This is a genomic window from Vibrio sp. V08_P9A1T1, assembly GCF_963874405.1.
Classification (GTDB): Bacteria; Pseudomonadota; Gammaproteobacteria; order Enterobacterales; family Vibrionaceae; genus Vibrio; species Vibrio anguillarum.
Map to the genome: position 1 here is coordinate 1 of NZ_CAWNIB010000035.1, position 10,060 is coordinate 10,060.

Here is a 10,060-nt window from a genome sequence, read left to right on the forward strand (position 1 = left end):
ATTTTAGCCAATACTTCTCCATATGGCGCATATAAATGGCACATCAAGCAATTAACAGTTAACTCATTTCATTAACATTTACTTAAAAATAGACAACCTATTCATGTATAAAGTACACCTAGATTCATAGGATATTTAAGGTCATTAATATCATTGAAACTCTTTTACAAACATCACAATGTGAAAACTTATTTCAAGCAAGTAACGGCTCAACCCCCCGTTTTCATTAGGCTGCTGTAGTTTTCTTTCACATTTATTCTTAAAGTGATCAAGATCAATCACACTAAAGGATAAGCAAGCTAAACTCGCGAGCAAAGATAAGGTTGTATAAATAACCACACTCTCTTTTTTAGTTGTTGTTATGCAAGCACATATGAAATGTGCTACATATTCAATTAAAAACATTACCGCTTCTTCGCGGATTACTAGGATTCAGTACGAATTACTAACTTTTAAAAATATGAGGAATCTATGCCAGACGTAGTCAACAATGAGCGCTCAGAAATCGAGACGAAAAGCTATAAAGAGCTGCATCGTCCAGCATCTGAGTTTGCAAGCCGTTCAGATTACCTAGACCACGAACTGCAAATCATGAAGCCCCGTCGCTTTGGTTTGAACTTACCTGGTCGTGACTTCCGTTTTGAACTTGAAGATTTTGTACCAGCCATCGCGGGCACAATCGGCATCATCGCCATGTACTCAGCGGTAATGATGTCTTGGGCTGATGGCCTAACCCAAGCATGGGATCACATTCATCTAGGTAAAGACTTCGCGATTGAAGTTGCACGTGTAGAGATGTTATTTCCTGCCCTCTTCTTCTGTGTTATTGCCTCTGGTTTCTTAAACCCAAAAGCCAACTTAGCTGGCAACCATGGCCCAATGATCCCTCTTATCGGCTCAATCGCATTAGCCGGTGCACACCCTTTGGCATTGGCAATTTTGCTTGGCGTTTTTGGTCTTCTCTTAAGTTACTTTAAAGGAGGCTCGAAACTGGTCAATCTAACCTCCGAGGGAACCGCAGGCGGGTTGCTTATCTTCCTCGGCTTTACCGGAACAATGAGCCAAATTGGTTCTATCCAAACTTGGGCTACCAGTTTGCAATCGGCCGATGTCGCCGCAGGCAGCTTAGGTTACGTTGGCCTAGTGGTTTTAGGTGTCAATATTGTGCTGTATGCATTTCTTGCAAAAATCAACATGCGTTGGTTAGCAATTCCTGTCTGTGCAATGACAGGGCTTGCGATTGCGCTTTTATTCGGTACTGGCTTTGATCTTCAATTTGAAACTCAAATGGGCTTACCTAACCTTAATCCTGTTTACTGGTGGGGCTCAACCACTGAAGGTTGGATGCTTGGTTTGCCAACAGTTGAACACTTTATCGCCTCATTGCCCTTTGCTATTTTGGCCGTTGCGATGTGGTCACCAGATTTCCTTGGTCACCGAATTTTCCAAGAATTGAACTATCCGAAGAGAACTGAAAAAGTACTGATGGATGTTGATGACACAATGACCATGTGTTCAATTCGTCAAATGGTAGGTACAGCGCTTGGTGGTGGTAATATCACATCGTCATGGGGAACGTATATGATCCCAGCGGCGATTGCTAAACGCCCAATTCCTGGTGGTGCCATCATCTTAGGTTTATTGGTCATGACTATTGCTATCCTTGGCTTCCCTATGGACGTAGCGGTTTGGCCTCCAGTGATGCGTATTGCTCTATTAGTAGGGGTATTTCTTCCTTTACTAGAAGCGGGTATGCAAATGGTAAGAAACACAAAAGATTCACAAGCAGCGGGCATTTGTATCTTTGGTAGCGCTGTGGTGAACCCGGTTCTAGCATGGGCATTGACCATGCTACTCGATAACAATGGCCTAATTGGCGACAAAGAACGTGCATCAAAGCTGTCTTTTATCGACAAAATCATCATTCCAGGTGGTGTGCTGATCATCTGTTTAATTGCTATGCTTGCGGTTGGTATGCTTGAAAACCAATACGGTTTAAAAGCTTGGCTATAATGAGCTTGGACTAATACGAATTTGGGTAGTGCTCGCACTACCCAAACTTTATTTGAAAAATTTAACTTTTATTGATTTAGTTTAAGGTTTGCAAAAAAATTTTAGTCTAATCTTGCATTCAAGGCTTAAAAGCACAATATCTATATTCAGATAATTGAATAGTGTGAATATAGATATTGTATTAATAGAGTGTACTGCTCCTTTCGAGGATAACTGGCTCAACGGTGAAGACGGTACGTGTTTTTTCTACTAAAAAGGTAGGTATGTCATGGCAGAGCAATTTGCTAAAGCTTGGGAAAGTTTTGTTGCAGGTGAGTGGCAAAACGAAGTTAACGTTCGTGATTTTATTCAAAAGAACTATACGCCGTATGAAGGTGACGAATCTTTCCTAGTTTCTGAAGGTACTGAAGCGACAAACAAGCTTTGGGCTAAAGTAATGGAAGGTATCAAACAGGAAAACGCGACTAAGGCCCCTGTCGATTTCGATACTGACGTTATTTCTACCATCACTGCTCACGATGCAGGCTACATCGAAAAAGATCTTGAAACTATCGTTGGTCTACAAACTGAGAAACCACTTAAGCGCGCTATCATCCCTAACGGTGGTGTGCGTATGGTTGAAGGTTCTTGCAAAGCATACGGTAGAACTCTTGACCCTATGATTTCAAAAATCTACTCAGAATACCGTAAAACTCACAACGCTGGCGTTTTCGATATCTACACTCCTGATATCCTAGCGTGTCGTAAGTCTGGTGTTCTGACGGGCCTTCCTGATGCTTATGGTCGTGGCCGTATCATTGGTGACTACCGTCGCGTAGCACTTTACGGTATTGATTTCTTAATGAAGGATAAGCTGGCTCAATTCACTTCTCTACAAGAGCGTTTTGAGAACGGCGAAGATCTAACGGCAACGATGCAACTTCGTGAAGAAATTGCAGAACAACACCGCGCACTTGGCCAAATGAAAAAAATGGCTGAAAAATACGGTTTTGACATCTCTCGCCCAGCAGAAACTGCACAAGAAGCTATCCAGTGGACTTACTTCGGCTATCTAGCTGCTGTTAAATCACAAAACGGTGCGGCAATGTCGCTAGGTCGTACTTCGACTTTCCTAGATATCTTCATCCAACGTGATCTAGAAGCGGGTAAAATCACTGAAGTACAAGCTCAAGAAATGATCGACCACTTCGTAATGAAGCTGCGTATGGTTCGTTTCCTACGTACTCCTGAATACGATGAACTATTCTCTGGCGACCCAATTTGGGCAACAGAATCAATGGGTGGTATGGGTCTTGACGGTCGTACACTCGTTACGCGTTCTAACTTCCGTTTCCTAAACAGCCTATACACTATGGGTCCTTCTCCAGAGCCAAACATCACTGTACTTTGGTCTGAGCAGCTACCTGACGGCTTTAAACGTTTCTGTGCAAAAGTATCTATCGATACTTCATCTATCCAGTACGAAAACGATGATTTAATGCGTCCAGACATGAACTCTGACGACTATGCTATCGCATGTTGTGTATCGCCAATGGTTGTAGGTAAACAAATGCAGTTCTTCGGAGCGCGTGCAAACCTTGCTAAAACCATGCTTTACACCATCAATGGTGGTATTGATGAGAAGTTGAAAATCCAAGTTGGTCCTAAAATGGACAAGATCGCAGGTGAGTATCTTGACTATGACGAACTATGGGCAAAAATGGACCACTTCATGGATTGGTTGGCGAAGCAATATGTGACCGCACTAAACAGCATTCACTACATGCACGACAAATACAGCTATGAAGCCGCGCTAATGGCACTGCATGATCGTGACGTTAAACGTACGATGGCATGTGGTATTGCTGGCCTGTCTGTTGCTGCTGACTCTCTATCTGCAATCAAATACGCAAAAGTTAAGCCAATTCGTGACGAAGATGGCCTAGCGATCGATTTCGAAATCGAAGGTGATTATCCTAAATTTGGTAACAATGACGCCCGCGTTGATGACATCGCATGCCAACTTGTTTCTACGTTTATGGGCAAAATCCGTAAACTTAAGATGTACCGTGATGCAATTCCAACTCAGTCTATCCTGACTATCACTTCAAACGTGGTATATGGTAAGAAAACAGGTAACACACCTGATGGTCGCCGTGCTGGTATGCCTTTCGCACCGGGTGCAAACCCAATGCATGGCCGTGACGAAAAAGGTGCAGTAGCATCATTGACTTCAGTAGCGAAACTACCGTTTGCTGATGCACAAGATGGTATTTCTTATACTTTCTCTATCGTTCCAAATGCGTTAGGCAAAGAAGAAGCAAGTCAACGTGCAAACCTTGCTGGCCTGATGGATGGTTACTTCCACCATGAAGCAGGCATTGAGGGTGGCCAACACCTAAACGTGAACGTGCTTAATCGCGAAACTTTAGAAGATGCGGTTAAACACCCGGAGAAATACCCTCAGCTAACCATTCGTGTATCTGGCTATGCTGTGCGTTTTAACTCACTGACTGCTGAACAACAAGCTGACGTTATTGCACGTACTTTCACTGAATCTCTATAATTTCAGTTAAATTACTAGCAAAATAGTTAAGCCCTGCTCGATGAGTGGGGCTTTTTTTATACTCAGAAATCAAAAATGCGCAATGCATCGACCACAAATGTTACGCTTACCACATTTATTTTGATTCAATTGCCTATTTATCAACTGAATAGCGCATCTTTCCTATATGATTAGGGCTTGTCTATACTCTGCAGTGTTCGTATGAAGCTATTTCACATTCTTCCATTGACGTTACTCAGTGCTTCTGCGCTGGCCTCTCAACACGCAACGGTTGCTTTTAACCTCGATAACGATGGCGTATTTGGCGTAGATCGCGACTACACCAATGGTTTATTTTTAAGCTACACCTCAGGGGCGATTGCTCCATATTGGTGGGCTAAACCACTCAGCCTTTCTGTTTGGGGAGCGGCCCCATTGGACAAATGGGAAATCAGCATTGGCCACAAAATGTGGACTCCTTCGGAGATTTCTCTCACCAAACCAGAGCCGAATGAACGACCTTACGCTGGGTATTTACACACCGAGCTTAACTATATTAGTTTGCATCCCCAACAAGCCACGCGGGCAAATTTAACCATTGGAACCACCGGAGATGCTGCGCTTTCTGAGAAAGCGCAAAAGTTAGTGCACAGCATAACTAAATCTGACGAACCCAATGGCTGGGCCTACCAAGTAGAGGAAAAAATCGTCGGCAGCGTGGGTTATCTGTCTCACTTTAATCTGGCACGATACCGCAGCTATGCAGGAACTGACGTTGAGCTTTCCAACGTTTCAGAGGTCAATGTAGGTAACTTTCGCAGTGATCTCTCCACAGGTTTTATGATGCGTTGGGGGACCGATCTTGCGGGTAACTTTGGCAGTGCTCAAATCAGTGCAGAAAACCCTTTCTCGGCAGGGATGATTGGTGCCTCGGATACTGGATGGTTTCTATTCGGAGGTGTAGAAGGACGCTATCGCTTCAATGACATTACCATCGAAGGAGATAGGCCTTTAAACGGATTGGATCACCCATCTGAATATTACCAAGTTAACTTGGAAAATCTTCAGGCGACCGCCGTAGTTGGTGCGGCTTGGTATATTCAACAAGTCGGTGCGAGTTTAACGTTCACCGCAAACACACCTGAGTATAAGGAAGACAAAAGCTCCATTCACGGTGTCGGTAATATTTCTCTTTTTGCTTTTTTCTAACGTTTAGCAAACTGAAATTATATGGTGAAACTTTGGCAGTCTACACTTAGGCTGCTAGAGCGTTTATCCACAATCTGGCTGGTTGCTCTTAACTGTTCATTGTTCTCTTCCAAGGCTTTCATGGCTCGAGATATTTGTATCATATTATCTGCCATTGAATGGCTAGTCGTCGCCAAATCTCGGATCGATGCAAAAATGGCTTCTGTTTTATTCGCCGCTTCATCTGCTTTTTTGATAATTTGCGCGATGGCCTGTATTGCCTCATTACCTTTCTCTTGCCCACTCTGCATAGACTGCTCAGATTGCGCAATATAAGTGATTACTTCCGCACTTTCCTTTTGCATAGTATCAATCGTGCCGGAAATTTCGGCCACGGCATTGACCGTTCTTACTGCTAAACTTCGAACTTCATCAGCGACAACAGCAAAGCCACGACCTTGCTCTCCCGCTCTCGCCGCTTCAATTGCGGCATTGAGTGCCAATAAGTTAGTCTGCTCGGCAATACCATTAATGATGTCCATCACCGAGTCTACTTTTGCAGAAGCTTGTTCAAGTTGATGAATGTGGCCTGCGGCCGAGCTTAGGATTTTACCAACCTCAACCAGTGACGTAATAGCAACGGAAATCACTTTACCTCCCTCTTCTGCGCTTTGCATAGAAGATTTGCTGAGTTCCGCAACGAACTCCAATGAATTGGAGACTTCTTGGGTCGTCACGCTGACCTCTTCTGTGGCCGATGCCAATAATTGCGTTTGTCCCAAAACGTCAGATTGATTTGTCACTAAAGTGTCTAATCCAACATTCAGTGATGCGGCATCACCAGACAAGGCTTCACTGCTTTTCTGCACACCACTCACCAATTTCCCTAAATTTTCACAGCTTTGGTTAATGGCCAATGCCAGTTGATTGAATTCGTCCTTTTCGTTATTCGTCATCGGCATACGGCGTGACAAATCGCCACGCGAGATATTGTTCAACACGTGAATAGTTTGCGACAAAGAACGAGAAAGAGAAAAACTAAAGGTAAGGAAAATAGCAATGGTCAATATGGCAAGTAACGCACAGGCCGCTAATACGGACCACTGTGTTTGCGATGCGGTCGTTTTTGCGGCCAACTGATATTGCTCACTCAACGCGGAAAGCTTGGTTGAAATATCTTGAATCACCGACTTAACTTGCGCCTCTGTATCGCCTCTTTGTTTCTCCATCACTTGCAATTGCTGAGACAGTTCACTCACACGTAAAAAAGCCTGTTTAAATTGTTGTATCTCTTTTTCATACAGATCCAACATCGAATAAGAATCAGACATATTGACGAAACTGGCCATAGCACGATTAAACAGTTTTAAGTTTTGCTCCGTGGGTTCTAATAAATAATTTTGCTGCGCCTTAACCATGGCTTGAAAATCCGAGTTGATTGTAACCATCCCCGTCTCATCTATCTTTTTCTCTATCGTGGTGGCCAACGTTTTCAGCTCGCCCAGCTTACCTTCGTTAACGTTGAAACCCACTTCTGATTTCACTTGCAACCAAGGACGCAAAAATTGGTCAAATTGTTTGGCCGCCTTGAGCAACACTTCCCCTTCTTGAGCAAAATTGGTCTTTTGCAGGAAAGCAACATTAGCATTCACCTCTTCCATCAACTGATCCAATTTATTCAAAATCGAGTTGACCTGATTGCCTTGCATGTTGTTTAGCTCTGATGCAAGCGACAACAAATTTGCTTGAGTAGTAAATATCGCCACAGAACCGGATGCCACTTCGCCACTGGAGCGATACTGTTCATCCATTCCCATCAAGCTCTTTGCGGTATAAATCCCTAAACCTAAAAAACCAACACAAAGGATAACTAAAAATAGACTGATTTTTTGCTTTTGAGAAAACTGTACATCCATGAAACTATTCCTTATTTAAACCCTATCGCATTCAACGAGTTCTTATTTCTATACAGTGTAGTCAATGTGCAGAATTTCATGACATTCATTTTGAGCCACAACATATGGTTTAGGATATGCGGCGGCAATTGCACATTAACCCTACTTAATCCCTACCATTTGTAATAAAATAACGGGCAAATAACCTATTCGAGATGAACTGATGTCAACAACTGGTCGTATTCATTCTTTTGAGTCTTGTGGCACGGTAGATGGCCCTGGAATTCGCTTCATTGTTTTTATGCAAGGCTGCCTAATGCGTTGTATGTATTGTCATAATCGTGACACATGGGACACCCATGAAGGCAAGGAAGTGACTGTTGAAGAAATCATTACCGAAGCAAAATCTTATCGCCATTTTATGAAAGCCTCTGGCGGCGGAATTACCTGTTCAGGCGGTGAAGCTATGCTTCAACCTGAATTTGTTCGTGATTTATTCCGCGCAGCGCAAGCTGAGGGCATTCACACCTGCTTAGATACCAACGGTTATATTCGCAAACACACAGACGTGATTGATGAAGTACTCGATGCCACTGATTTAGTGATGTTAGACATCAAACACATGAAAGATGAGATCCACCATGATTTTATTGGTGTGTCGAATAAGCGAACCTTAGATTTCGCGCGCTACTTACACACCATAGGTAAAAAAACGTGGATCCGTTATGTGATTGTTCCTGGCTACACTGATGACGAAGAAGCGGCTCATATGCTTGGTGATTTTATTAAAGATATGGATAACATCGAGAAAGTAGAGCTGCTGCCTTATCACAAATTGGGCGCTCATAAATGGGAAGCAATGGGGCTAGAATACCCATTAGAAGGTGTGAATCCGCCGTCAAAAGAGACCATGGACAAAATCGTTGGGATCTTAGCTCAGTATCACTCAAACATAAAATATTGATTGCTTGATTTAATAACCATAAAAATGCCAGCATAATGCTGGTATTTTTATAGAGAGGCTAGCCATGCAGCTGGAACAACTTGCGGTGCTATTGCTCCTGCTACTTGTTGGGTTAACGACCCTTCGCGATTTTAAATACTCATTTTGGACAAAGTTTAAGGCCGAGAAATCCTTTCAGCATCTCACCTATTTTGCCTCTTTTGCGCTTTTTCTTTTGTGGTTAGCTCAAGCCGGAGTGACCGAAGGATTGCCTATCCATTTTCTCGGTTTAACAACCCTCACGATGATGTTTGGCTGGCGCTGCGCATTTGTTATAACTATTCCTGTTACATTCGCACTGGCGGTGGTCGGTAAACTGGCCTTCTTTAACATCCCCGAATACTTACTACTATCATCGCTACTGCCAATCCTAGTTAGTTATGCTTTGTTTGCTTTGAGTTATCATTATCTACCGCGCAACATTTTTGTGTTTATTTTTGTGGCTGGTTTTTTAAATGGCGGCCTGACGGGTAGCCTGCATTTGGCCATTAACACCGCTTATCAATTGCTTCTTGGGCAACATGACTGGCAAGTCATCCGCGATAATTACCTAATTTTTGTTCCTTTACTCGCTTTCCCAGAAGGGCTGCTCAATGGTATGGCGTTAGCGATACTATCCGTATTTAAGCCAGAATGGTTGCGTGTCTTTTCCGACAAAGATTATATCTATAACCACTTACACAAAAAGTGACAAGAATTGCACACATTTTATACTTTCCATATTAAATCCGTGTTGAGATCATGTTTCATTGTCGATAATTGCTGTTAACCTTATGCCATCAAATAGAACATAAAATTTAGTGAGGCTACCTCCATGGAAATGACTAACGCTCAACGACTGATTCTATCTAATCAGTATTTTTTGATGTCACAGATGGATCCCAACAACGCCAAAAAATACAAGCGGTTACAAACCATTGTAGAACGTGGTTATGAACTGCAAATGCGAGAACTCAACAAAGAATTTGGCTGCTTGACCGAAGCGGAGTGCCGCGAAGTGATCGACATCATGGAGATGTATCACGCCATGCAAGAATCACACAAAATGCTCTCCGATGCAGAAAGCAAAAATGTGGATCAGCGCCGCCTGCACTTTTTAGGGTTTGATATCGCTAAAGAGTCACAACGCGTTCATTACGTGCGTTTCTTGGTTGAGTCTGAAGGGCTTTACCCACAATTTGATAAAGCTGATCACCACTTCAACAGCCAAATGCCAATGTCAGATAAATATCGTCGCATGTTAACGGCTTGGCGTAATTGTCCTCGCCAATACCATTTGTCAACCGCAGAATTTACACAAATTTTTAATGCCTAAATTTTAATACCTAGCAAGGTAGGCTGACAAAAGATGAAAAGACGCAGACACTGCGTCTTTTTTACATTCCCCCTCGCAGTTATTAACTCCAACACCAACTTATCCCTCGAACTCTTGATATT

At 43.0% G+C, this 10,060-nt stretch carries 7 protein-coding genes; 6 read left to right on the forward strand and 1 reads right to left on the reverse strand.

What is annotated here, in order from left to right; translation table 11 throughout:
• The first annotated feature begins 471 nt into the window (after positions 1–471).
• The 3 genes from AACT21_RS02170 (at position 472) to AACT21_RS02180 (ending at position 5,746) form a co-directional block, all read left to right on the forward strand.
• The gene (locus tag AACT21_RS02170; protein ID WP_017042289.1) at positions 472–2,013 is read left to right on the forward strand and encodes a DUF3360 family protein; all 1,542 of its coding nucleotides are present in this window, start codon (positions 472–474) and stop codon (positions 2,011–2,013) included.
• Between the two features lie 268 nt (positions 2,014–2,281).
• Positions 2,282–4,558, forward strand: coding sequence for a formate C-acetyltransferase (pflB, locus tag AACT21_RS02175; RefSeq protein WP_013856546.1), 2,277 nt, complete (start codon positions 2,282–2,284; stop codon positions 4,556–4,558).
• 201 nt (positions 4,559–4,759) lie between these two features.
• Positions 4,760–5,746 (forward strand): lipid A deacylase LpxR family protein, encoded by a 987-nt coding sequence (locus AACT21_RS02180; RefSeq protein WP_176430181.1) that lies wholly within the window; start codon positions 4,760–4,762, stop codon positions 5,744–5,746.
• Positions 5,747–5,763: 17 nt separating this feature from the next.
• On the opposite strand, the gene AACT21_RS02185 is transcribed toward AACT21_RS02180, so the two are convergent.
• On the reverse strand, positions 5,764–7,641 hold the full coding sequence (locus AACT21_RS02185) for a methyl-accepting chemotaxis protein (protein WP_013856544.1): 1,878 nt from the start codon (positions 7,639–7,641) through the stop codon (positions 5,764–5,766).
• 202 nt (positions 7,642–7,843) lie between these two features.
• Here AACT21_RS02185 and pflA point away from each other — a divergent pair, with 202 nt between their 5' ends.
• From pflA to AACT21_RS02200, 3 genes are all read left to right on the forward strand, one after another.
• Positions 7,844–8,584 (forward strand): pyruvate formate lyase 1-activating protein, encoded by a 741-nt coding sequence (gene pflA / locus AACT21_RS02190; RefSeq protein ID WP_013856543.1) that lies wholly within the window; start codon positions 7,844–7,846, stop codon positions 8,582–8,584.
• 64 nt (positions 8,585–8,648) lie between these two features.
• Positions 8,649–9,314, forward strand: coding sequence for an energy-coupling factor ABC transporter permease (locus tag AACT21_RS02195; RefSeq protein ID WP_017048072.1), 666 nt, complete (start codon positions 8,649–8,651; stop codon positions 9,312–9,314).
• A gap of 123 nt (positions 9,315–9,437) precedes the next feature.
• A complete protein-coding gene (locus tag AACT21_RS02200; protein WP_013856541.1) occupies positions 9,438–9,938 on the forward strand; it encodes a YfbU family protein in 501 nt (166 codons plus the stop codon).
• Positions 9,939–10,060 lie beyond the last annotated feature (122 nt).

Excerpts from the sequence above, each read along its gene's own strand:
- AACT21_RS02180 (WP_176430181.1), top strand. The coding sequence starts at position 4,760 with ATGAAGCTATTTCACATTCTTCCATTGACGTTACTCAGTGCTTCTGCG.
- AACT21_RS02185 (WP_013856544.1), bottom strand. The coding sequence starts at position 7,641 with ATGGATGTACAGTTTTCTCAAAAGCAAAAAATCAGTCTATTTTTAGTT.
- pflB (WP_013856546.1), top strand. The coding sequence starts at position 2,282 with ATGGCAGAGCAATTTGCTAAAGCTTGGGAAAGTTTTGTTGCAGGTGAG.
- AACT21_RS02170 (WP_017042289.1), top strand. The coding sequence starts at position 472 with ATGCCAGACGTAGTCAACAATGAGCGCTCAGAAATCGAGACGAAAAGC.
- AACT21_RS02195 (WP_017048072.1), top strand. The coding sequence starts at position 8,649 with ATGCAGCTGGAACAACTTGCGGTGCTATTGCTCCTGCTACTTGTTGGG.
- AACT21_RS02200 (WP_013856541.1), top strand. The coding sequence starts at position 9,438 with ATGGAAATGACTAACGCTCAACGACTGATTCTATCTAATCAGTATTTT.
- pflA (WP_013856543.1), top strand. The coding sequence starts at position 7,844 with ATGTCAACAACTGGTCGTATTCATTCTTTTGAGTCTTGTGGCACGGTA.